Origin of the sequence: Micromonospora sp. NPDC006431 (genome assembly GCF_042870725.1) — a bacterium.
Taxonomy (GTDB): Bacteria; Actinomycetota; Actinomycetes; order Mycobacteriales; family Micromonosporaceae; genus Micromonospora.
This window is the reverse complement of record NZ_JBIAHQ010000002.1, coordinates 165,410-186,964: the sequence shown is the minus strand read 5'-3', so window position 1 is coordinate 186,964 and position 21,555 is coordinate 165,410. Positions and strand designations below refer to the sequence as shown.

General features: G+C 74.1%; 20 protein-coding genes. 12 read left to right on the top strand and 8 right to left on the bottom strand.

The window, feature by feature from the left end; translation table 11 throughout:
- The first annotated feature begins 38 nt into the window (after positions 1–38).
- From ACFYM6_RS04390 to ACFYM6_RS04375, 4 genes are all read left to right on the top strand, one after another.
- Positions 39–1,067, top strand: coding sequence for a 6-phosphofructokinase (locus tag ACFYM6_RS04390; RefSeq protein WP_387272790.1), 1,029 nt, complete (start codon positions 39–41; stop codon positions 1,065–1,067).
- A 72-nt stretch (positions 1,068–1,139) separates the two neighbouring features.
- Positions 1,140–1,958 carry a pyrroline-5-carboxylate reductase gene (proC, locus tag ACFYM6_RS04385; RefSeq protein WP_387272156.1) on the top strand — a complete coding sequence of 273 codons (819 nt, stop codon included), beginning with the start codon at positions 1,140–1,142 and terminating at the stop codon, positions 1,956–1,958.
- Between the two features lie 84 nt (positions 1,959–2,042).
- Entirely contained in the window at positions 2,043–2,393 is a 351-nt protein-coding gene (locus tag ACFYM6_RS04380) for a DUF2203 domain-containing protein (protein WP_387272154.1), read from the top strand.
- Positions 2,394–2,545: 152 nt separating this feature from the next.
- Positions 2,546–3,028: a GNAT family N-acetyltransferase gene (locus ACFYM6_RS04375; RefSeq protein ID WP_387272152.1), complete on the top strand. Its 483-nt coding sequence runs from the start codon at positions 2,546–2,548 to the stop codon at positions 3,026–3,028.
- Positions 3,029–3,098: 70 nt separating this feature from the next.
- On the opposite strand, the gene ACFYM6_RS04370 is transcribed toward ACFYM6_RS04375, so the two are convergent.
- The gene (locus tag ACFYM6_RS04370) at positions 3,099–3,788 is read right to left on the bottom strand and encodes an NADPH-dependent F420 reductase (protein ID WP_387272150.1); all 690 of its coding nucleotides are present in this window, start codon (positions 3,786–3,788) and stop codon (positions 3,099–3,101) included.
- Positions 3,789–4,034: 246 nt separating this feature from the next.
- On the opposite strand from ACFYM6_RS04370, the gene ACFYM6_RS04365 reads away from it, so the two are divergent.
- Complete coding sequence (locus tag ACFYM6_RS04365) at positions 4,035–4,838, top strand: SGNH/GDSL hydrolase family protein (protein WP_387272148.1); 804 nt, start codon at positions 4,035–4,037, stop codon at positions 4,836–4,838.
- 186 nt (positions 4,839–5,024) lie between these two features.
- Here the strand turns inward: ACFYM6_RS04365 and ACFYM6_RS04360 are convergent, their stop codons facing one another.
- Entirely contained in the window at positions 5,025–5,513 is a 489-nt protein-coding gene (locus ACFYM6_RS04360; protein WP_387272147.1) for a glutathione peroxidase, read from the bottom strand.
- 141 nt (positions 5,514–5,654) lie between these two features.
- On the opposite strand from ACFYM6_RS04360, the gene ACFYM6_RS04355 reads away from it, so the two are divergent.
- The 4 genes from ACFYM6_RS04355 (at position 5,655) to ACFYM6_RS04340 (ending at position 10,643) form a co-directional block, all read left to right on the top strand.
- On the top strand, positions 5,655–7,280 hold the full coding sequence (locus ACFYM6_RS04355) for a glycosyl hydrolase family 18 protein (RefSeq protein ID WP_387272145.1): 1,626 nt from the start codon (positions 5,655–5,657) through the stop codon (positions 7,278–7,280).
- Between the two features lie 269 nt (positions 7,281–7,549).
- Complete coding sequence (locus ACFYM6_RS04350) at positions 7,550–8,044, top strand: hypothetical protein (protein ID WP_357435123.1); 495 nt, start codon at positions 7,550–7,552, stop codon at positions 8,042–8,044.
- A 113-nt stretch (positions 8,045–8,157) separates the two neighbouring features.
- Positions 8,158–9,564: a class II 3-deoxy-7-phosphoheptulonate synthase gene (locus ACFYM6_RS04345; RefSeq protein WP_387272143.1), complete on the top strand. Its 1,407-nt coding sequence runs from the start codon at positions 8,158–8,160 to the stop codon at positions 9,562–9,564.
- A gap of 44 nt (positions 9,565–9,608) precedes the next feature.
- On the top strand, positions 9,609–10,643 hold the full coding sequence (locus ACFYM6_RS04340; RefSeq protein WP_387272141.1) for a threonine aldolase family protein: 1,035 nt from the start codon (positions 9,609–9,611) through the stop codon (positions 10,641–10,643).
- A gap of 135 nt (positions 10,644–10,778) precedes the next feature.
- Here the strand turns inward: ACFYM6_RS04340 and ACFYM6_RS04335 are convergent, their stop codons facing one another.
- Entirely contained in the window at positions 10,779–11,639 is an 861-nt protein-coding gene (locus ACFYM6_RS04335) for a deoxyribonuclease IV (RefSeq protein WP_387272139.1), read from the bottom strand.
- Positions 11,640–11,755: 116 nt separating this feature from the next.
- Positions 11,756–13,723: a Stk1 family PASTA domain-containing Ser/Thr kinase gene (gene pknB / locus ACFYM6_RS04330; protein WP_387272137.1), complete on the bottom strand. Its 1,968-nt coding sequence runs from the start codon at positions 13,721–13,723 to the stop codon at positions 11,756–11,758.
- A 165-nt stretch (positions 13,724–13,888) separates the two neighbouring features.
- Between pknB and ACFYM6_RS04325 the strand changes: the two genes are divergently transcribed.
- The gene (locus ACFYM6_RS04325; RefSeq protein WP_387272135.1) at positions 13,889–14,266 is read left to right on the top strand and encodes an Rv2175c family DNA-binding protein; all 378 of its coding nucleotides are present in this window, start codon (positions 13,889–13,891) and stop codon (positions 14,264–14,266) included.
- A gap of 126 nt (positions 14,267–14,392) precedes the next feature.
- Here ACFYM6_RS04325 and ACFYM6_RS04320 read toward each other — a convergent pair whose 3' ends face one another.
- Entirely contained in the window at positions 14,393–15,475 is a 1,083-nt protein-coding gene (locus ACFYM6_RS04320) for a polyprenyl synthetase family protein (protein ID WP_387272133.1), read from the bottom strand.
- A gap of 9 nt (positions 15,476–15,484) precedes the next feature.
- Positions 15,485–16,972 (bottom strand): helix-turn-helix domain-containing protein, encoded by a 1,488-nt coding sequence (locus tag ACFYM6_RS04315; protein ID WP_387272131.1) that lies wholly within the window; start codon positions 16,970–16,972, stop codon positions 15,485–15,487.
- Positions 16,973–17,196: 224 nt separating this feature from the next.
- Between ACFYM6_RS04315 and metF the strand changes: the two genes are divergently transcribed.
- Positions 17,197–18,114 (top strand): methylenetetrahydrofolate reductase [NAD(P)H], encoded by a 918-nt coding sequence (gene metF / locus ACFYM6_RS04310; protein ID WP_387272129.1) that lies wholly within the window; start codon positions 17,197–17,199, stop codon positions 18,112–18,114.
- Between the two features lie 45 nt (positions 18,115–18,159).
- A complete protein-coding gene (locus tag ACFYM6_RS04305; RefSeq protein ID WP_387272127.1) occupies positions 18,160–18,885 on the top strand; it encodes a CDP-alcohol phosphatidyltransferase family protein in 726 nt (241 codons plus the stop codon).
- Positions 18,886–18,894: 9 nt separating this feature from the next.
- Here the strand turns inward: ACFYM6_RS04305 and ACFYM6_RS04300 are convergent, their stop codons facing one another.
- Both ACFYM6_RS04300 and ACFYM6_RS04295 read right to left on the bottom strand, forming a co-directional pair.
- Entirely contained in the window at positions 18,895–20,385 is a 1,491-nt protein-coding gene (locus ACFYM6_RS04300) for a phytoene desaturase family protein (RefSeq protein WP_387272125.1), read from the bottom strand.
- A 10-nt stretch (positions 20,386–20,395) separates the two neighbouring features.
- On the bottom strand, positions 20,396–21,523 hold the full coding sequence (locus ACFYM6_RS04295) for a glycosyltransferase (protein ID WP_387272123.1): 1,128 nt from the start codon (positions 21,521–21,523) through the stop codon (positions 20,396–20,398).
- Positions 21,524–21,555: the final 32 nt, after the last annotated feature.

Sequence of the window (21,555 nt, the reverse complement as noted above, 5' to 3'; positions counted from 1 at the left end):
CCGGGCTTCACCTGATGCTCCAGGAGGATGAGCAGATCATGCGTATCGGCGTGCTCACCGGCGGCGGCGACTGCCCTGGTCTCAACGCGGTGATTCGGGCGGTGGTCCGCAAGGGCGTCGCCACCTACGGTCACGAGTTCGTGGGCTTCCGGGACGGCTGGAAGGGCCCGCTGGAGGGACTGTCCAGGCCGCTGGGCATCGCGGAGGTCCGCGGCATCCTGCCCCGCGGCGGCACCATCCTCGGCTCGTCCCGGACCAACCCGTTCAAGATCGAAAACGGCGTCGAGCGGATCAAGGAGAACCTCGCCGCCCAGGGCGTGGACGCGCTGATCGCCATCGGCGGCGAGGACACCCTCGGCGTCGCCACCAAGCTGCACGAGCTGGACGTCAAGGTGGTCGGCGTGCCGAAGACCATCGACAACGACCTCGGTGCCACCGACTACACCTTCGGCTTCGACACCGCGGTCAACATCGCCATGGAGGCGATCGACCGGCTGCACACCACCGCGGAGAGCCACCACCGCACCCTGGTCGTCGAGGTGATGGGCCGGCACGCCGGCTGGATCGCCCTGCACGCCGGCCTCGCCGGCGGCGCCAACGTGATCCTGCTGCCCGAGCGGCACTTCGACGTCGACCAGGTCGCCGGGTACGTCGAGAAGCGCTTCCAGCACCAGTACGCCCCGATCGTCGTGGTTGCCGAGGGCGCGCACCCGCTCGAGGGCCAGATGGTGCTGCACAACCAGGAGCTGGACTCGTTCGGCCACGTCCGGCTCGGCGGCATCGGCCAGTGGCTCGCCGAGCAGCTGGAGGCGAAGACCGGCAAGGAGGCCCGCACCGTGGTGCTCGGCCACATCCAGCGCGGCGGCACCCCGACCGCCTTCGACCGGGTGCTCGCCACCCGGCTCGGCCTGCACGCGATCGACGCGGCGCACGAGGGCGACTGGGGCAAGATGGTCGCGATGCAGAGCACGGACATCATCCGCGTCCCGCTGGCCGAGGCCACCCGGGAGCTGAAGACCGTGCCGCTGGAGCGGTACGCCGAGGCCGAGGTCTTCTTCGGCAGCTGATCGACGCTGGCGGCGCGGCGGACCCCGGCCGGGGTCCGCCGCGCCCCGCCTCGACCGAGAGAGGTACGGCCCATGGCACCCGAGGTGCACACCGTCGCCGTGATCGGCGCCGGCAAGATCGGCGAGCTGATGCTCTCCGGCCTGCTCCGCTCCGGCTGGCCGGTCGAGCGGCTGCTCGCCACCGCCCGGCGACCCAGCCGCGCCGAGGAGCTGACCGCCCGGTACGGCGTACGGGTGGTGGACAACCTCGTCGCGGTGGACGAGGCGGAGGTGCTCGCCGTCTCAGTCAAGCCGCAGGACGCGGCGGCGCTGCTCGACGAGATCGGCCCGAAGGTGCCGGCCGACAAGCTGGTCATCTCGCTCTGCGCCGGCCTGCCCACCACCTTCTTCAGCCGCCGCCTGCCGGAGGGCACCCCGGTGATCCGGGTGATGACCAACACGCCGGCGCTGGTGGACGAGGCGATGAGCGCCATCTCCGCCGGCGCGCACGCCACCGGCGCGCACCTGGCCCTCGCCGAGGAGATGTTCAAGCCGCTCGGCGCGACCATCCGGGTGCCCGAGTCGCAGCAGGACGCGGTGACCGCCCTCTCCGGCTCGGGTCCCGCTTACTTCTACCTGCTGGTCGAGGCCATGATCGACGCCGGCATCCTGCTCGGCCTGCCCCGGCAGGTGGCGCACGAGCTGATCGTGCAGACCGCCATCGGCTCGGCGGTGATGCTCCGCGACTCCGGCGAGCACCCGGTCAAGCTCCGCGAGGCGGTCACCTCGCCGGCCGGCACCACCATCTCCGCCATCCGCGAGCTGGAGAACCACGGCGTACGCGCGGCCATGCTGGCGGCGCTGGAGGCGGCCCGCGACCGCGCCCGGGAACTGGCCGCCCAGGCCGACTGAGGCGGCAGTGACGAGCCACGGCGTGAGATCGCCCCAACCGTCGCTGACGGTGCCCCCGGTGGGTTCGTGCCGCATACTGGCGCGGTGTTCACTCTCGCCCAGGCGCGACACCTGGTGGCCACGCTGCGGCCGCGCATCGACGAGCTGATCCGGCTCCGCGCCGACCTCGCCGAGCTGCGGGTCGACCTGGCCGAGCACGGGGTCAGCGCGCTCGGTGGGTTGGCCGAGGTGAAGGCCCTCGAAGCCCGGCTGCACGCCGTCCTCGAGGAGATCCACCAGCACGATATCCAGGTCAAGGGGATCGCCCCGGTGCTGCTGGACTTCCCCGGCGAACGGGGCGGCCGGGCGGTGCTCTGGTGCTGGCTGGAGGGGGACGCCGAGGTGCGCTGGTACCACCGGGTGGAGTGCGGCTTCGCCGGCCGCCGCCCGGTCTGACCGCCCCTCCGGCACGGCCCGTTCCACGGCCCACCCGCGCCTGCCCGTCCCGATGGTTCCACCGCGCGTCCAAGCCGGACCGGCCTGGTGTGGCCAGCCACGCGCCCCGACCGGGCGGAGCGTGCCGTCGCTGGCCGGGTACGGTGCCGTTCATGGTCGACGCACGCCCGGCGACGCCGGATGACGCTGCCGAGTTGGTCCGGTTGCGTGGCCTGATGCTCGCGGCGGTGAAGGGTGCGGATCCGCCGCCGGGCCCGTGGCAGGACGTCGCGCGGGAGCAGCTACGGGAGTGGCTGGCCGAGCCGGAGCCGTCGATGGCGGCCTTCGTGGTCGACGCGCCGGACGGGACGCTGGCCGCCTGCGCGGTCGGCACGATCGAGCGCCGGCTCGGCGGCCCGGACAACCCGAACGGCCTGACCGGGTATGTCTTCAACGTCAGCACCGATCCCGTCCACCGCCGGCGCGGCCACTCCCGAGCCTGCCTGACGGCGCTGCTGGGCTGGTTCCGCGAGCGGGGCGTGCGGCGGATCGACCTACGGGCGTCCGCGGCGGGACGGCCGCTCTACCGCTCGCTCGGCTTCCAGGAGACCCGCGACCCGGCCATGCGGCTCGCGCTCCCGCCGCAGGCGGTCTGACCGCCCGGACCCTGCGGCGCAACCGGCGCGTCCGGAGGGCGGCGGCTTCCCCACCCTCCGGACGGGACGGTCAGCTGTCGGCGTAGCGGCGGGCGGCGGCGAGGGCGGCGCGCAGCCCCTCCGCGTCGACCGGTGCCGGCCGCTCCCAGTCGTTGGCCGGGTCGGCCGAGTAGAGGGCGGCGTACGCGGTGGTGTCGCGCTGGAACCGCCAGCCCTCGGCGAGCGGGCCCACGTCGACCGCGTCGTAGCCGAGGGAGTCGAGAAACCCGGCGACGGTGCCCTTGGCGGCCGCGTCGTCGCCGGCGATCGGCAGGGCGGTACGGTCCGCCGCGCCGGCCGGCCGGGCCAGGGCGAGCAGGTGCTTGAAGTAGATGTTGTTGAAGCTCTTGACCACCCGCGACTCCGGCAGATGCCGCTGGAGCAGCTCGCTCGTGGTGGTCGACTCGTCGTCCAGCTCCGGGAACCGCCCGTCCCGCTCCGGGTAGTAGTTGTTGGTGTCGATGACGATCTTGCCGGCGAGCGGCTCGGCCGGCACCGCCCGGTAGGCCCGCAGCGGGATGGTGACCACCACGAGGTCGCCGGCCACCGCCGCCTCGGCCGGGGTGGCGGCGCGGGCCCGGGGGCCCAGCTCCTCCACCAGATCCTTGAGCGTCTCCGGGCCACGGGAGTTGCTGAGTACCACGTCGTGACCGGCGGCCACCGCCAGCCGGGCCACCGTGCCGCCGATGTTGCCGCTGCCGATCAGTCCCACAGTTGTCATGTCCGTTGCCAACCGCACGCCGGCGACCGGCATTCCCGACCAAGGTGGTCGGTTATCGGCGGCCCGGCATCCGGTCGGGGACGTCGCCTCGGCCTGGCGAAAACCTTCAGCAGCCGGAATCGCATTGGTAAGGATTTGTATCCATAAGGATCTATCGACGAACCCTGCGAATTGTTGATCTTCCGTCCGGACCCGATCCATTGATATCTATCTCCCACCACCACTTCCCACCCCCAGGAGTGCGACGTGCGGAGATCTCGTCTTGCCACCCTCGCCCTGACCCTGGCGTCCTCGCTCGGGTTTACCCTGGCCCTGGCCACCCCCGCCCAGGCCGCCCCCGCCGACCGGTACGTCGCGCTCGGTGACTCGTACGCCTCCGGCGTCGGCGCCGACAGCTACACGTCCGAGAGCGGGTCCTGCCTGCGCAGCACCAACGCCTATCCCGCGCTCTACAACACCAACATCAGGCCGGCCTCGTACCGCTCGGTGGCCTGCTCGGGCGCGACCACGGCGGACGTCATCAACAGTCAGCTCTCGGCGCTGTCCTCGACCACCACCCTGGTCAGCGTCACCGTCGGCGGCAACGACGTCGGCTTCGCCAACATCATGACCACCTGCGTCCTGCAGGGCGAGAGCCAGTGCGTGGCGGCCGTGCAGGCCGCCGAGGACAAGGCCCGGACCGAGCTGCCCGGCAAGCTCGCCAACGTCTACAACGGCATCAAGAGCCGGGCGCCCTCGGCCCGGGTGGTGGTCGTCGGCTACCCGGTCTTCTACCAGCTCGGCACGGTCTGCGTCGGGCTCAGCGCGACCTCCCGAGCGAAGATCAACGAGGGCATCAACCTGCTCGACGACATCACCAGGACGGCCGCGACCTCCGCCGGCTTCAAGTTCGCCGACGTCCGGTCGATCTTCGTCGGCCACCAGCTCTGCAGCTACGGCGAGAAGTGGCTGCACGCGTTGAACTATCTCAACCTGACCGTCTCGTACCACCCGACGGCCGCCGGGCAGTCCGGCGGCTACTACCCGGTCTTCCGCTCCGTCGCGGGCTGACCGTCCCGGGCCGCGCCGATTCCCGTAGCGGGGTCGGCGCGGCCCGCTGCGCTGCCGCTGAGCCGACCCGATCCGCCCGTCCGAACCGTCGCGGACGGGCTCGCTGGCTGCACTTTCCCGGAAAGAGTGGCTATTTCGTGTTGAACAGGCACTCTCTCCGGGAACTAGGGCGGATCTTGAGCGCGGTCAGGCGGGCAGCATCTTCTCGATCGCGGCCCGCAGCTCGGCGGCGTCCGGGGTGACCTGCGGCCCGAACCGGCCGGCCACCGTGCCGTCCGGGGCGACCAGGAACTTCTCGAAATTCCACCGCACGTCGCCGGTGTGGCCCTCGGCGTCCGGCGTGGACACCAGCTCGGCGTAGAGCGGGTGTCGGTCCGGCCCGTTGACGTCGACCTTCTCCGTCAACGGGAAGGTCACGCCGTAGTTGACCTGGCAGAATTCCTCGATCTCCGCGGCCGTGCCGGGCTCCTGTCCGGCGAACTGGTTGCAGGGCACCCCGAGCACCGTCAGGCCCCGGTCGGCGTACTCGTCAGCCAGGGCCTGGAGGCCGGCGTACTGCGGGGTGAGGCCGCACCGCGAGGCCACGTTGACCACCAGCAGCGCGCGGCCGCGGTACCGCGCGAGGTCGGCGGGGCCGCCGGTGAGGGCGTCGATCTGCACGTCGAAAACGGTCATGTGGCGAGGCTACGCGCCCGCCGGGACCGGTCGGCGCGGGCATAGGAAATTGATGCATCTACATCTTGACGAAGTGATGACGTGTGAGTAGCGTCTCAGCATCAATCTGGAAAGTTTCCTAACTGTTTAGGGAGACGCCGTATGGAGAGATCGCTCCGCCGGGCCCTCTGGGCCACCGGTGCCGTGGTCGCGCTGGCGGTCGCGGCGGTACCGATGGCGACCGCGTCCGCCGCGGGCAGCGTGACCGCCACCTTCACCAAGGTGCAGGACTGGGGGACCGGTCACGAGACGAAGGTGACCGTCACCAACGGCACCAGCGCCGGCGTGGACACCTGGCGCATCGAGTTCGACCTGCCCGCGGGCACCACCATCAGCACCTTCTGGGATGCCGACGTCACCAGCAGCGGCAACCACTACGTCGCGGTGAAGAAGAGCTGGGCCGGCCCGCTCGCCCCCGGGGCCAGCTTCAGCTGGGGCTACAACGGCACCGGGGCGTACAAGGCGCCGCTCAACTGCACCGTCAACGGCGCCTCCTGCGCCGGCGGCACCCCGCCGCCCACCACCACCCCGCCGACGACCACCCCGCCCACCACGGCTCCGCCGACCACTCCGCCACCGACCACCCCGCCGCCCACGACCCCGCCGCCGACCGGGGGCAAGAAGGTCGTCGGCTACTTCGCCGAGTGGGGCGTCTACGCCCGCAACTACCACGTCAAGAACATCCACACCAGCGGGTCGGCGGCCAAGCTGACCCACATCCTGTACGCGTTCGGCAACACCAGCGGCGGTCGGTGCAGCATCGGCGACAGCTACGCCGACTACGACAAGGCGTACACCGCGGCGGACAGCGTGGACGGCGTCGCGGACACCTGGGACCAGCCGCTGCGCGGCAGCTTCAACCAGCTGCGCAAGCTGAAGCGGATGTACCCGAACCTCAAGGTGCTCTGGTCCTTCGGCGGCTGGACCTGGTCGGCCGGCTTCACCCAGGCCGCGCAGAACCCGGCCGCGTTCGCCGACTCGTGCTACGCCCTGGTCAAGGACCCGCGCTGGGCGGACGTCTTCGACGGCATCGACGTCGACTGGGAGTACCCGAACGCCTGCGGCCTGCAGTGCGACAGCAGCGGCCCGAACGCCTTCAAGAACGTGGTCAGCGCGCTGCGCAGCAAGTTCGGCGCCAACTTCCTGGTCACCGCGGCGATCACCGCCGACGGCAGCAGCGGCGGCAAGATCGACGCGGCCGACTACGCCGGCGCCACGCCGCACCTCAACTGGCTGATGCCGATGACCTACGACTACTTCGGCGCGTTCAACGCCCAGGGGCCCACCGCCCCGCACTCCCCGCTCTACTCATACGCCGGCATCCCGCAGCAGGGCTTCTGGGCGGACGCGGCGATCCAGAAGCTCAAGGGCAAGGGGGTCCCGTCCGACAAGCTGCTGCTCGGCGTCGGCTTCTACGGCCGTGGCTGGACCGGGGTGACCCAGTCCGCCCCGGGCGGCACCGCCACCGGCCCGGCGCCCGGCACCTACGAGCAGGGCATCGAGGACTACAAGGTGCTCAAGAACAGCTGCCCGGCGACCGGCACCGTGGGCGGCACGGCGTACGCCAAGTGCGGCAGCAACTGGTGGAGCTACGACACCCCGTCCACCATCGGCGGCAAGATGACCTACGCGAAGAACCAGGGCCTCGGTGGCGCCTTCTTCTGGGAGCTCTCCGGTGACACCAGCAACGGCGAGCTGATCGGCGCCATCAAGGGCGGTCTCGGCTGAGCCGAGGGCCGACGCATCACCCACCCGGCGGGGAGGGGCCGCACCGGCCCCTCCCCGCCCGGCTGTCCAGCCCCGCCCCGCCGAGCCAGCCGAGCCGCCCGCGCGCCGGACCGGCTGACCGGGGTGGTCGAGGCAAGATGGAACGGCCGCGCGCCCCGTCGCCAGGGACGTGACGGACATTCCGGTACGACGGCTCGACATGCGGGAAGGTCGATGTGGCACACTCGCCGCTCGGCATCTTTCGATGCCCGCGCCGATGGGAGGGACCGATGGGCCTGACGCACCCGAGGGTGGCGACCGGGGTGGTGCTGCTCGCGCTCCTGCCGCTGGCCCTGACCGGCTGCGGCCTCGGCGGGGACGACGGGCCCGGGGCCGCCTCCGACGGCGGGCCGCAGCGGGCGCCGGCCGAGGAGGCGGCGGCCAAGAGCCGCGAGCGGGTGCAGGCGTACCTCGACGCGATGGCGGGCAAGGACGTCGACGCCGGCCGCAGCCAGTTCTGCGCCCCCGTGCAGGCCGCCTTCGACGCCGCCGCGACGGGCCCCAACGGCGACTTCGCCGACCACTTCACCGTGCCGCAGGCCACCATCACCGACGTCCGGTCCGGGCCGAACGGTCAGGAGGTCAGCACCTCCGTCACCGTCGCCGTCGGCTCCCGCAAGGCCACCCGGGCACTGCTGTTCACGGTCACCCGCAGCGGCGCGGACTGGTGCATCTCCGGCGAGGCCCCGGGCGGCCACACCCCCGAACCGTCGATCACCCCCTGACCCGCCCGCCTGGCTGACCTGCGGCCGGCCGGAGTGTGGCGGTGATCTCCCAACTGCCGGAACCATCCCCCTCGGCGGCGGGTCACCCCGGCCGTCGCCGTACGCTTTCTCTCATGCGCCATGAGTGGCATCAGCTGACCCACCCTGCGGTGGGCAGCCCGGGACTCCAGACCAGCCGTCCGACCGCCGACTCCGCCGAGGACGCGGCCCTCGGCCTGGACCGCTGGCGGGAGCTGCCACGGGCCCAGACCCCGCCGTGGCCGGACCCGGCCCAGGTCGCCGAGGTCTGCAAGGTCCTCGACACGGTGCCCTCGGTGGTCGCGCCGTACGAGGTCGACCAGCTCCGGCAGCGCCTCGCGCTGGTCTGCGAGGGCAAGGCGTTCCTGCTCCAGGGCGGTGACTGCGCCGAGACCTTCGCCGACAACACCGAGAGCCACCTGCTGGCCAACGCCCGCACCCTGCTCCAGATGGCGATCGTGCTGACATACGGCGCATCGCTGCCGGTGGTCAAGGTGGCCCGGGTCGCCGGGCAGTACACCAAGCCCCGGTCGCTGCCGACCGACGCGCGCGGCCTGCCGGCGTACCGCGGCGACATGATCAACTCGCTGGAGGCCACGCCGGAGGCCCGGGTCGCCGACCCGCAGCGCATGATCCGGGCATACGCCAACTCGGCGGCCGCGATGAACATGCTCCGGGCGTACCTGGCCGGCGGGCTCGCCGACCTGCACGCGGTGCACGACTGGAACAAGGACTTCGTCAAGCAGTCGCCGGCCGGCGAGCGCTACGAGGCGATCGCCCGGGAGATCGACCGGGCGCTGGCCTTCATCCGGGCCTGCGGGATGACCGACGACGAGGCGCTGCGTACGGTCACCCTCTACTGCTCCCACGAGGCCCTGGCGCTGGAGTACGATCGGGCGCTCACCCGGATCTCCGACAACCGGGCGTACGGCCTCTCTGGGCACTTCCTGTGGATCGGCGAGCGGACCCGGCAGATCGACGGGGCGCACCTCGACTTCATCTCCCGGATCGCCAACCCGATCGGCGTGAAGCTGGGCCCGACCACCACCCCGGACGAGGCCATCGAGCTCTGCGAGAAGCTCAACCCGGACAACATCCCCGGCCGGCTCACCCTGATCAGCCGGATGGGCAACCACCGGGTCCGGGACACCCTGCCGCCGATCGTCGCCAAGGTCACCGCGGCCGGTGCCAAGGTCGTCTGGCAGTGCGACCCGATGCACGGCAACACCCACGAGTCCTCGAACGGCTACAAGACCCGGCACTTCGACCGGATCGTCGACGAGGTGCTCGGCTACTTCGAGGTGCACCGCGGCCTGGAGACCCACCCGGGCGGCCTGCACGTCGAGCTGACCGGCGAGGACGTCACCGAGTGCCTGGGCGGCGCCCAGGGCATCGAGGACCTCGACCTGCCCGATCGGTACGAGACCGCCTGCGACCCGCGACTGAACACCCAGCAGTCGCTGGAGCTGGCCTTCCTGGTGGCGGAGATGCTTCGTGGCTGACGCGCGGAGCGGGCCTGCGAGCCCCGCGGCCGGCGGCCGAAAGGATGACTGTGGCTGAGTTTGTTGATCTACGGTCCGACACGGTGACCCGGCCCACCGCCGGGATGCGGGAGGCGATGGCCACCGCCGAGGTCGGCGACGACGTGTACGGCGAGGACCCCACCGTCGCCGCGCTCGAGGCCGAGGTGGCCGCCCGCTTCGGGCACGAGGCCGCACTGTTCGCCCCGAGCGGCTCGATGGCCAACCAGATCGCGCTCCAGCTCGTCGTGCCGCCGGGCGAGGAGCTGCTCTGCGACGCCGACGCGCACGTGGTCACGTACGAGATCGGCGCGGCGGCCGCGTACGGCGGAATCTCGTCGCGGACCTGGCCGGCGGTCGGCGCGGAGATCGACCCGGACGTGGTGGCCGGGATGGTCCGGCCCGACGGCTACTTCGCGGTGCCGACCCGGGCGATCGCCGTCGAGCAGACCCACAACCGGGGCGGCGGCGGGGTGATTCCCCTCGCCACCCTGCACGAGCTGCGCCGGGTGGCCGACGACCACGGGCTGGCGCTGCACTGTGACGGCGCCCGGATCTGGCACGCGCACGTCGCCGACGAGGTGCCGCTGGCGGAGTACGGCGCCCTCTTCGACACCATGTCCGTCTGCCTCTCCAAGGGCCTCGGCGCGCCGGTCGGCTCGCTGGTGCTGGGCAGCGCCGAGAAGATCGAACGGGCCCGGTGGATCCGCAAGCGGATGGGCGGCGGCATGCGGCAGGTCGGCATCCTCGCCGCCGCCGGCCGGTATGCGCTGGCCCACCACGTCGAGCGGCTCGCCGAGGACCACGCCAAGGCCGCCCGGCTGGCCGAGGCCGTCGCCCCGTACGGCGTGCTCGCCATGCCGGTGCGGACCAACATCGTCCCGCTCGACCTGACCAAGCACCCGCTCGACGCGAAGGCCCTCGCGGCCGCCGCCCGGGCGGCGGGTGTGCTGGTTTCGGTGCTCGGCCCGCGTACCGCCCGCCTGGTCACCCACCTGGACGTCACCGACGCCGCCGTCGACCGCGCCGCCGAGACCCTAACCCAAATCCTCCGCGCCTAACCCCACCCTGCCCCACCCCGTCCCAGGCTGTTGATCAAGGAGTTTGCGTCGCCGGCGGCGCGGATTCCGACGCAAACTTCTTGACCAACGCGGGTTGAGCGGGGGTGCGGGGGAGGGGGTGGGGGTGGGGGAGGTTTAGGGGTGGAAGCGGGTGAGGGTGGCGATGTCGGCGGCGTGGCCGACGTGCTTCTCCGTCGGGGTCTCCACCACGACCGGGATGCCGGCGGTGGCCGGGTGGCGCATCAGCTCGGCGAACGCCGGCTCACCGATGGTGCCCTTGCCGATGTTCTCGTGCCGGTCCCGGGTCGAGCCGCACAGATCCTTCGAGTCGTTCGCGTGCACCAGCTTCAGCCGGTCCGCCCCGACGGCGGCGACCAGGGCGTCCAGCGTGGCGGTCATCCCGCCCTCGGCAGCCAGGTCGTGCCCCGCGGCCCAGGCGTGGCACGTGTCGAAGCAGACCCCCATCATCGGGTGCCGGTCCACCGCGTCCAGGTAGGGGCCCAGGTGCTCCACCCGGGAGGCCAGCGACCGGCCGCCCCCGGCGCTCGGCTCGACCAGCAGCATCGGCCCGCCGCCCGCCGCCGCCTCGTCGAGCAGCGGCAGCAGCGCCTCGCGTACCTGGCGCATCGCCGCCTCGGCGTACCCCGCGTCCACCGCGCTGCCGGCGTGGAACACCACGCCCTCCGCGCCGATCGCCCGGCCCCGGCGCAGCGCGTGCGCCAGGGTCTGGGCCGACCGTTCGACGGTGGCCGGGGTGGGGGAGCCCAGGTTGACCAGGAGCGACGCGTGGATGAAGATCGGCACCCCGCGCTCGCCGCAACCGTCCCGGAACAGCGCGTCCTGCGCCGGGTCGCCCGCTGGCAGGGCCCAGCCCCGCGAGTTGGAGACGTAGACCTGCACCACCTCGGCGCCGGCCGCGTCGACGTACGGCAGCGCCGCCTTCGCCAAGCCGCCGGAGGTGGGGGTGTGCGAGCCGACCCGCCGCCGCGCGCTCACCGGACCGTCTTTCGTTCGCGACTGCGGGGCTCGCAGAACCGGCTCACTCCTCGCGCTCACCGGACTGTCTTTCGTTCGCGACTGCGGGGCTCGCGAACCCGGCTCACTCCTCGCGCTCACAGGCAGGTCACCGTGACCGGGGTGCCCGGCGGCACCGGTGTGTTCTCGCCCGGATTCTGGAAGCGGGCTACCCCTGCGGGGTTGACCTGGATGTTGGCCGGGAAGCCCTGGCTCTCCAGCACCTGCTTGGCCTGATCGCACGGCAGGTCGATCACCCGGGGCACGATCACCTGCGGTGGCCCCTTGCTGATCTCCAGCTTGACCTGGGCGCCCTTCTCCACCCCGGTGCCGTCGGCCGGGCTCTGGCCGAGAATCTCGTCCTTCGGCTTGTCCGAGTCCTTGTACGACTCCACCGGGGTCAGCCCGAGCTGGGCGAGGATGCCCCGGGCGTCGTTGAGGTTCTTGCCCACCAGGTTCGGCACCGTGACCGGGGCGCGCCCCTTGCTCAGCACCACCGTCACCTTCGTGCCCGGCTTGACCACCGTGCCCACCTTCGGATCGGTGGCCATCACCACCCCGGCCGGCAGTTCGTCGTCGTACCGGGCGGAGCCCTTGACCACCACCAGCTTGGCGTCGGTCAGCTCGGCCTGGGCCAGCTCGAAGTCCTTGCCCACCACGTCCGGCACCGGCAACTGCTCCGGACCGAGCGACAGGGTCAGCGTGATCGTGCCGCCCTTGAGGATCCGGGCCGCGGAGCCCGGGTTCTGCCCCAGCACGCTGTCCTTCGGCACCTTCTCGTCGTAGCGGGGGTCGGCGTACTTGAGGGTGAAGCCGCCCCGGGCGGCCCGCGCCTCCGCCTCGGCCTTGGTGAGGCTCACCAGCTGCGGGGCGACCGTGTAGCGCCCCACCCCGAACCACCAGCCGCCGAGAGCGGCCACCAGGCCGAGCACCACGGCCGCCGCGGCGACCGCCAGCCGGCCCCGAGGCGAGCCCATGATCCGGGTACGCAGCCCGGCCAGCCCGGAGCCCGGGTCGCCGTCGGCGGACCGGCGGCGGTGCGGGCGCTGCCCGCCACCCTCGGGCAGCCGGGCCCAGGCGGGACGCTCGGCCGGGCGGACCGCCGCCACCACCATGGTCGGCTGGGCCATCGGGTTCTCGTCGCTCACCTGCCGCAGCACCGCGGTGTGGGCGTTGCCCAGGCCGTCCCGGGCCACCTGCACCTCGGCCAGCAGCGCGCCGGCGTCGGTGGGGCGGGCGCCCGGGTCGCGCCGGGTGGCCCGGCCGACCAGGTCGTCGAGGACCTTCGGCAGGCTCGGGACCAGCGTCGACGGGGGCGGTACGTCCCGGTCGACGTGCTGCCAGGCGACGTCCACCGGGCGTTCGCCGTCGTACGGCACCCGGCCGGTGAGCATCTCGAACAGCACGATGCCGGCGGAGTAGACGTCGGTGCGCGGGTCTGCGTGTCCCTCGGTGACCAGTTCCGGGGCCACGTACGCCACGGTGGCCATGAGCTGGTTGCCGTTCTCCTCGGCGCTCGCCTCGACCGCGCGGGCCAGCCCGAAGTCGGCCACCTTGACCACGCTGTCCACCAGGTTGCCGGTGCCGCCGGTGGGCGCCTCGGCGACCAGCACGTTCTCCGGCTTGACGTCGCGGTGCACCAGGCCGGCACGGTGCGCGGCGGCGATCGCGGCGAGCATCTGCTCGGCGATCGCCAGGGCCTCGTCCGGGTTGAGCCGGCGCCGCTCGGCGAGGACGTCGCGCAGGGTGCGGCCCCGGACGTACTCCATCACCAGGTAGGGAAGGCCGGCGTGGGTGCCCTGGTCGTAGACCGCGACCACGTTCGGGTGGGTCAGCCGGGCGATGGTCTTCGCCTCGTCGGTGAACCGCTCCACGAAGCCGGCCAACCTGGCCCGGGCCTCGGGGGCCTGGGTCGGGTGAATGATCTTGACCGCCACGGTGCGCTCCAGGCGCTCGTCGGTGGCGGTGTACACGGTCGCCATGCCGCCACGGGCCACGCGACCGCGAATGCGGTAGCGCCCGTCGATCAGCGAGCCCAGCAACGTGTCGGCGACCTGTGTGTCCATCGGCAGGCAGTCTATGTGTCAGGAGGGTGAAGGTTGAACAGGATGCTACAGCCGAGGGCCGACGATGGTCCCGCCGCGCGTGTCCGGCCTGGTCGCGCCGCGTCCGGAAGCGTCGGACGGGGGTGCCGCCGCCTGGGCCGTCCCGGCACGTGGCAGGGTGTTCGGGTGACCGAATCCGTACCCGCCGCCGGCGCCGACCTGCCCGGACCGACCGACCCGGCCGGCTGGCTGACCCTGCCGGACGTGGCCGAGCGCCTCGACCTGTCGATCAGCAAGGTGCACCAGCTGATCCGCGACCGGGAGTTGATCGCGGTCCGCCGCGACGGCGTCCGCCGCGTCCCGGCCGACCTGGTGGCCAACCGCACCGTGCTCAAGCACCTGCCCGGCGTGCTCAACCTGCTCGCCGACGCGGGGTACGACGACGAGGCGGCGTTGCGCTGGCTCTACGAGGAGGACCCCACCCTCCCCGGCACGCCGGCCGCCGCCCTCGGCGGCGACCAGGCCCGCGAAGTCAAACGCCGCGCCCAAGCCCTCGGCTTCTAACCCCACCCCACCCACCCCCCCGGGGTCCGCCCGTTGATCATGAGGTTGACGGCAGTTTTCGCGATCAACTCAGCCGCCAACCTCATGATCAACAGGGGAGGTGGGGGTGGGTGGGTGGGGGTGGGGTTAGTCGGTGCGGCGGGTGGCGGCGATGGCCAGGTCGACCAGGGCCTGCCGGGCCTCGGTGTCCAGGTCGACCGTGGTGAGGGCGGCCAGCGCGCTCTCGGTCAGCGCGGCGATCCGCCGCTCGGTACGCTCCAGCGCCCCGCTCGCCGTGATCAGCTCGCGCAGCCGGGTCACCCCGGCGGGGTCCAGCCCCGGGTCGCCGAGCCCGCCGAGCAGCAGCTCCCGGCCCGCGTCGTCGACCGCCTCCAGGGCCGCCGCCACCAGGTACGTCCGCTTGCCCTCGCGCAGGTCGTCGCCGGCCGGCTTGCCGGTGCGCCCCGGATCCCCGAAGACCCCCAGCACGTCGTCGCGCAGCTGGAACGCCTCGCCCAGCGGCAGCCCGTACGCCGAGTACGCCGCGTGCACCTCGGCCGGGGCGTCGGCCAGCGCGGCGCCCAGCAGCAGCGGCCGCTCGACCGTGTACTTCGCCGACTTGTAGCGGGCCACCTTGCCGGCCCGCTCCCGCGAGGTGTCCCCGGTGGCCTGGGTCAGCACGTCGAGGTACTGCCCGACGGTCACCTCGGTGCGCATCTCGTCGAAGACCGGCCGGGCCCGGGCCACCGTACGCGGGTCGAGGCCGGCGGCGTGCAGCAGCTCGTCCGACCAGACCAGGCAGAGGTCGCCCAGGAGGATCGCGGCCGCGTCACCGAAGCCGTCCGGGTCGCCGCTCCAGCCGGCCGCCCGGTGCCGGGCCGCGAACCGCCGGTGCACGGCCGGCTCACCGCGCCGGGTGTCCGAGCGGTCCATCAGGTCGTCGTGGATCAGGGCGCTGGCCTGCACGAACTCCAGCGCGGCCAGGGCCGCCACCACATGGTCGGAGTCGAGCCCGCCGGCCCCCCGGTAGCCCCAGTACGCGAAGGCCGGACGCAGCCGCTTCCCGCCTCTCAGCACGAACGCCTCGATCGCCTCGGCGACCGGCACCAGGCCGTCGTCGACCGCGGTCAGCCAGCCGCGCTGGCCGGCGAGGAACTCGGTGAGGGCCTTGTCGATCCGCTGGCGCAGGCCGGCGCGGTCGACGGGGGATACGGGAGCAGCGTGGGTCACGCGTGAACGCTAGCCGGTCCCCGCCGATCGCGTCGTGCCGCCTTGGCGGGGTTTCGACGGGGGTCGACGGGACCGCGCCGCTCCGGGCCCGCCCGCCGCACCGACCGGCAGGTACGGGCGGGCCGCCGTGAGCAGGCCCGCGTACCGCCGGGCCGCCGGCTCGTCGCGATGCGCGGCCAGCCGCCCGCGTACCTCGGTGAGCTGGCCGACCGCCCGGGGCGAACCGGACCGGACGACGTCGAGCAGCGCCTCGCCGGCCACCGCGCACGCCCCCGCCACCTCGCCGAGCTGGAGGTAACCCCTGGCCAGCCAGCCGCCGTAGACCGCGGCGCGGCGCGGCCGGTCCCGCCCGCGCGCCGCCGGCCCGAGCAGCGGCACGGCGGGCCCCGGACGGCCCAGCGCGACCAGGGTGCGGCCGGTCAGCGCGGCCAGCTCGGCCTCGTCCAGCCAGTACAGCCACGGCGGTTCCCGGCCCGGCTCGGGCCCGCCGGTCCGGTCGGCGGCGTCGAGGGCCGGCCGGGCGGCGCGCGGCCGGCCGGCCAGCGCGACGGCGAACGCCACCCGGTGCAGCAGCAGCGCCCGCAGCCCGGGGGAGGCGGCGTCGCGGGCGCCGGCGTACCCGATCCGGGCCAGGGTCAGCGCTCCCACCGGGTCCCCGGCGCCGGCCAGCAGGTGGCTGGCCGACCCGAGGACGTGCCCGGCGAACGCGGGGTCGCCGGCCGCCACCGCCGCCCGCAGCGCCAGCCGGTAGCCGTCCAGGCCGCCGGTCAGGTCCCCGGCGTCGGCCGCGAGCCAGCCCGCGAGCTGGGCCGACTCGGCCAGCCCGGGCAGCAGCCGGCGGCGGCCGGCTGGCCCGGCGACGGTGAACGCGCGGGCCGTGCGGCGCAGCCGCTGGGCGCCGTGGCCGGCCAGGTCCGCCCCGCCCAGCAGGTCGTCCCAGCGTCGCAGCTCGGCCAGGTCGCCGCCGGCGGATGCCGCCGGCCGGCCCGGCACCGGGCCGGCCGGCCCGCCCGTCACCCCGGCCAGGGGCGGCTCGTCCGGCACCAGGTCCGGAGCCGGTCCGGCGGGTTCCCGGTCGGGGCGCGACCCCCCGCCGGCCGGCCCGGTCAGGGCGTGGCCGGCGAGCGGACCGCCCAGCGCCGCCCCGGTCGGGTCGGCCGCCCAGCGGTGCGCCAGGGTGAGCAGGGCCAACCGCGCCCGGGAACCGGCCCGGTCGACCGCCGCCGGCACGGCGCCGAGGCGTCGGCTGTGCGCCGCGGCCTCGGCGAGCAGCTCGCCCGGCACCCCGAGGACCACGGCGAGCCAGCCCAGCCAGAAGTCGCCGGGTAGCCGGCGCTGCCGTTCCCATCGGGAGACCTCGTGTCTCGTCAGGGTCGGCACGCCGGACGCGGCGCAGAGCTCGGCGGCGACCCGCTGCTGGCTCCAGCCGCGTGCTGACCGCAGCTCGGCCAGGAGCGGCCCGAACAGGCGCGGGCCGGGTGGCGGGATGGGGATCATCGGTCCTCCGGAGGGCGTCGGGGCGGTGCGACGCGGACGCCCGGCAGTGCCGGCCCGGCGCGCCGCCGGTCGTGCTGACCCCCGCGCGGGCCCCGGGGAACGGCCACCGGCCGGCTCCCTCCGCGCCGCCCCTTTTTACTCCCAGGGTGCGACGCTTTGCCCGGCTCCGCTCGCGGGCTGGGAAGACCCTGGGTACGACGGCACGGGCCGGTTACAGTCGGGACGTGGCGCTCGGTCTTCCCTCGGTCCTCCCGAACCCTCAGCCGGCCATCGGGGAGCTGATCCGCGACGGCCAGCCGACCTTCTCGTTCGAGTTCTTCCCGCCCAAGACCCCGCAGGGGGAGCGCCTGCTCTGGCAGGCCATCCGCGAGCTGGAGTCGCTGCGCCCCTCGTTCGTCTCGATCACCTACGGCGCGGGCGGCTCGACCCGGGACACCACGGTCGCGGTGACCGAGCGGATCGCCACCGACACCACCCTGCTGCCGATGGCGCACCTGACCGCGGTGAACCACTCGGTCGCCGAGCTGCGGCACGTCATCGGCCGGCTGGCCTCCGTCGGCGTACGCAACGTGCTGGCCGTGCGGGGCGATCCGCCGGGCAACCCGGGCGGCGAGTGGGTCCGGCACCCGGAGGGCGTGCGGTACGCCGAGGAGCTGGTCCGGCTGGTCCGCGACGCCGGTGACTTCAGCGTCGGGGTGGCCGCCTTCCCGTACAAGCACCCGCGCTCACCCGACGTGACCAGCGACACGAGGTACTTCGTCCGCAAGTGCCAGGCGGGGGCCGAGTTCGCCATCACCCAGATGTTCTTCGACGCCGACGACTACCTGCGGCTGCGGGACCGGGTGGCGGCCGCCGGCTGCGACACCCCGATCCTGGCCGGCGTGATGCCGGTGACCCAGCTGGGCACCATCGAGCGGTCCGTCCAGCTCTCCGGCGCGCCGTTCCCGCCGGCCCTGGCGGAGCGGTTCGCGCGGGTGGCCGACGACCCGGAGGCGGTCCGCCGGCTCGGCATCGAGCAGGCCAGCGAGATGTGCGCGAGGCTGCTGGACGAGGGCGTGCCGGGGATCCACTTCATCACCCTCAACCGGTCCACCGCCACCCGCGAGGTCTGGCAGCATCTCCAGGCCGCCGCGCGGGTGTGACCAGCTGGCCCACGCCACCCGCACCGCCCTTCTACGGTTGATTCCGTGGTGGGCACACAGCTGAACTGGGACCAGTACGCGGCCGCGTGGGCGCGGCTGCACGGCGGGTTCGACCCCCGCGCCGCCGCGCCGGTGGTCCGCGCCTGGCTGCGGTTCTCCTACCACGTGGGCTACATCCTGGGCCGGCTGCGGGTCGGCCCGACCCCGGTGACCGTGGTCGGGGTGCTGCTCTGCGCCGGCGTGCCGCTGCTGGTCGGGCGGCCGGGCGACGGGCCGTTCCTCGGCGCACTGCTCGTGCTGCTCGCCGCGGTGGCGGACAGCGTCGACGGCGCGGTCGCCGTGGTCACCAACCGCACCACCCGGCTCGGCTACGTCTACGACTCGGTCGCCGACCGGCTCGGTGAGGCCGCCTGGCTGACCGCGTTCTGGCTGCTCGGTGCGCCGGGCGCGCTGGTCGCCGCGGCCGGCGGCCTGTCCTGGCTGCACGAATACGTCCGGGCGCGGGCGATCGCCGCCGGGATGCGGGAGGTCGGCGTGGTGACCGTGGGGGAGCGCCCCACCCGGGTGTGCGTGGCCCTGGTCGGGCTGGTGGTCGCCGGGCTCACCGGGTTGCTCGACGCCGACGTGACCGCCGGCACCAGCACCATGGTCACCACGGTCTGGGTGCTGCTGGCCGGCTACGGCCTCGGGCAGCTCCTCGCCGCCGTCCGCCGCGCGCTGATCGACGCCGACCGACCCGCCGAGCAGCCCACCCGAACCCCGGGCCGTTGACCGGGGTCCTCACGCCCAGGCCGGGCCGATCTCGTCGGCGACGATCTGGGCCGACAGGGTGACCATCGGGAGCCCGCCCCCGGGGTGGCTGGAGCCGCCGACCAGCCAGAGCCCGTGCGCCGGGCCCCGGTTGGCCGGGCGCAGCAGGCCACCCGCCGTGCCGTAGATCGCCCCGCCCGGCGCGCCGGTGGCCGCGTCCAGGTCGGCCGGCGTACGGATCTCGCGGAACACCAGCCGGTCCCGGACGTCCACGCCCCGCTCGGCGAGCACGTCGAGGATCCGGTCGGCGTACGCCTCGGCCAGCCCCGGTCGCCGCCAGTCGACCGCGCCCGCGGCGGTGCCGTGGCGCGCGGCGTTGACCAGCACGAACCACGCCTCGTGCCCGGCCGGGCGGACGGTGGGATCGTCGGCCACGGTGACGAAGACCGTCGGGTCGAGGGCCGGCCGGGCCCGCACCCCCCGCCCCGGCGCGCCGAAGACCGCGTCGAACTCGGCGTCGTGGTCGCGGGGGAAGAAGACGGTGTGGTGCGCCAGCCCGGAGTCGCCGCGTACGCCGAGCAGCAGGACGAAGCCGGCCAGGCTGCGGTCGGTGAGCCCGGCCAGCCGGCGCGGGGTGGGCAGCAGGTCCCGGTAGAGGGTGAGCGCGTCCACGTTGGCCACCACCACGTCGGCGGGGACTCCGGCGGTGCCGCCGGCGAGGCGTACCCCGTGCACCCGGCCACCGGCCGCGTCGATCCGGGTGACCGCGGTCCCGGTCCGCACCACCACCCCGAGGTCCAGGCAGCGCGACAGCAGCGCGTCGGCGAGGCTGCCCAGCCCGCCGCGCAGGTACCAGCCGCCGTACGCCAGTTCGGCGTAGGGGACGGCGACCAGCGCGGCCGGGGCGCGGCGCGGGTCGGCGCCGGTGTAGGTGGCGTAGCGGTCGAGCAGCATCCGCAGCCGCGGGTCGGACAGGTGGCGGCGGCCGACGCCGCGCAGCGAGCGGCCGGGGCCGATCGCGGCCAGGTCGCCGAGCCGCCAGGCCAGCGCGGCCAGGTCCCGGGGGGAGTCGACGGTGCGGCGCAGGACGTCCCGGTGCGACGCCGTCCAGACCCGGGTGGCCCGCCGCCAGAGCCGCTGCCAGTCCGCAGCGGCCCGGTCCCCGAACGCCGCGCCGATCCGGGTGGCGAACTCGGCCGGGTCGGCGCACGAGTCCAGGGTGGGGCCGCCGCCGGGGAAGACGTGCCGGACGATCGGGTCCAGCGGCACCAGGTCCAGATACTCGTCGAGCTTCGCGCCGGTCGCCTCGAACAGGTCGTGGAAGACCTGCGGCAGGGTGACCAGGCTCGGCCCGGTGTCGAAGCGGTACGACCCCTCGGGGGCGTCGTGGACATACCGGCCGAGCTTGCCGCCGACCGTGTCGGCGCGCTCGAAGACGGTGACCTCGTGCCCGGTGACCGCCAGCCGAGCGGCGGCGGCCAGCCCGCCGACCCCGGCGCCGATGACCACGATCCGCGCCATGCCGCGCCCCCTAGCCGACTGGGCGACCCCGCCAGGTGAGCCGGCGTCGCTTCCGCAGATGGTACGACCGCAGGGTCAGCCAACCGAGGACCACGACCGACACGGGGTGTTGCAGCGCGTCGGGCCAGGCCCGCCCGCCGGTGGCCCGCGCCGTGACCACCCGCCCGGCGACGCCCAGCAGGTAGGCCAGGAACGCGAGCCCGGCGACCGCCGGCGCGCCGGCCGCCAGCGCGCCCACCGCGATCAGCGGGGGCGCGGTCCAGAGCAGGAGCAGCAGCGCCACCACCAGCATGGCGGCACCGGGATGCCCGAAGGAGGCCCAGAGCGACTTGGTGTAGCCGTCGCGCAACTGCGGCCAGTTCTCGTACATCCGGCAGGCGGCCAGCCGGGAGCCGTCGGCCAGGGCGATCCGCCCGCCCGCGCGCTTCACCGCCCGGGCCAGCTCGATGTCCTCCAGGACCCGGTCGGCGACCGCCGCGTGCCCGCCGGCCCGCAGGTAGCCGGCCCGGTCCACCACCAGGAACTGGCCGCCTGCCGCGGCCAGCGACGGCCGCGGCGAGCGCTCCATCGCGCGCAGCGGCAGGAAGGTCAGCCACAACCACTGCAGCAGCGGCTGCACCAGCCGGTCGGCCGCCGTCCGCACCACGATCCGGGGGTACGCCGACAGCAGCGTCGCGCCCGCCGCGCGCAGCTCGGTCACCGCTGCCGCGACCGCGTACGGGGTGAGCACCACGTCGGCGTCGACGAAGGCCAGCACGGTCGGGGCCGGGCCGGTCCGGGTGGCGAGCTGCCAGCAGGCGTGCGGCTTGCCCAGCCAGCCCGGCGGCGGGGCGGCCCCGCTGAGCAGGGTGAGCCGCGGGTCGTTGCCGGCCACCGCGCGGACCACGTCGGCGGTGCCGTCGGTGGAGTTGTCGTCGAGCACCACGATGCGCAGGTCGGGCACCCCGCGCTGGGCGAGCAGCGCGCGCAGGCACGGCGCCACCCGGTCGGCCTCGTCGCGCAGCGGCAGCAGCACCGCCACCGCCTCGGTCACCTCCACCGGGCCGGCGGCGGGGCGACGCAGCCAGCGGGTGGCGTTGACCCAGGTGTGCGCGGTGAGCGCGGCGACCGCGACGGCCAGGGCGACGACGGCGGTCATGCCGTCCCCTCCCTACGGTCGGGGACGCCAGG

What these genes read in the sequence shown, in the direction of transcription:
- ACFYM6_RS04390 (WP_387272790.1), top strand. Translation starts at nt 39, where the DNA reads ATGCGTATCGGCGTGCTCACCGGCGGCGGCGACTGCCCTGGTCTCAAC.
- proC (WP_387272156.1), top strand. Translation starts at nt 1,140, where the DNA reads ATGGCACCCGAGGTGCACACCGTCGCCGTGATCGGCGCCGGCAAGATC.
- ACFYM6_RS04375 (WP_387272152.1), top strand. Translation starts at nt 2,546, where the DNA reads ATGGTCGACGCACGCCCGGCGACGCCGGATGACGCTGCCGAGTTGGTC.
- ACFYM6_RS04370 (WP_387272150.1), bottom strand. Translation starts at nt 3,788, where the DNA reads ATGACAACTGTGGGACTGATCGGCAGCGGCAACATCGGCGGCACGGTG.
- ACFYM6_RS04360 (WP_387272147.1), bottom strand. Translation starts at nt 5,513, where the DNA reads ATGACCGTTTTCGACGTGCAGATCGACGCCCTCACCGGCGGCCCCGCC.
- ACFYM6_RS04355 (WP_387272145.1), top strand. Translation starts at nt 5,655, where the DNA reads ATGGAGAGATCGCTCCGCCGGGCCCTCTGGGCCACCGGTGCCGTGGTC.
- ACFYM6_RS04350 (WP_357435123.1), top strand. Translation starts at nt 7,550, where the DNA reads ATGGGCCTGACGCACCCGAGGGTGGCGACCGGGGTGGTGCTGCTCGCG.
- ACFYM6_RS04345 (WP_387272143.1), top strand. Translation starts at nt 8,158, where the DNA reads ATGCGCCATGAGTGGCATCAGCTGACCCACCCTGCGGTGGGCAGCCCG.
- ACFYM6_RS04340 (WP_387272141.1), top strand. Translation starts at nt 9,609, where the DNA reads ATGACTGTGGCTGAGTTTGTTGATCTACGGTCCGACACGGTGACCCGG.
- pknB (WP_387272137.1), bottom strand. Translation starts at nt 13,723, where the DNA reads ATGGACACACAGGTCGCCGACACGTTGCTGGGCTCGCTGATCGACGGG.
- ACFYM6_RS04315 (WP_387272131.1), bottom strand. Translation starts at nt 16,972, where the DNA reads ATGATCCCCATCCCGCCACCCGGCCCGCGCCTGTTCGGGCCGCTCCTG.
- ACFYM6_RS04300 (WP_387272125.1), bottom strand. Translation starts at nt 20,385, where the DNA reads ATGGCGCGGATCGTGGTCATCGGCGCCGGGGTCGGCGGGCTGGCCGCC.
- ACFYM6_RS04295 (WP_387272123.1), bottom strand. Translation starts at nt 21,523, where the DNA reads ATGACCGCCGTCGTCGCCCTGGCCGTCGCGGTCGCCGCGCTCACCGCG.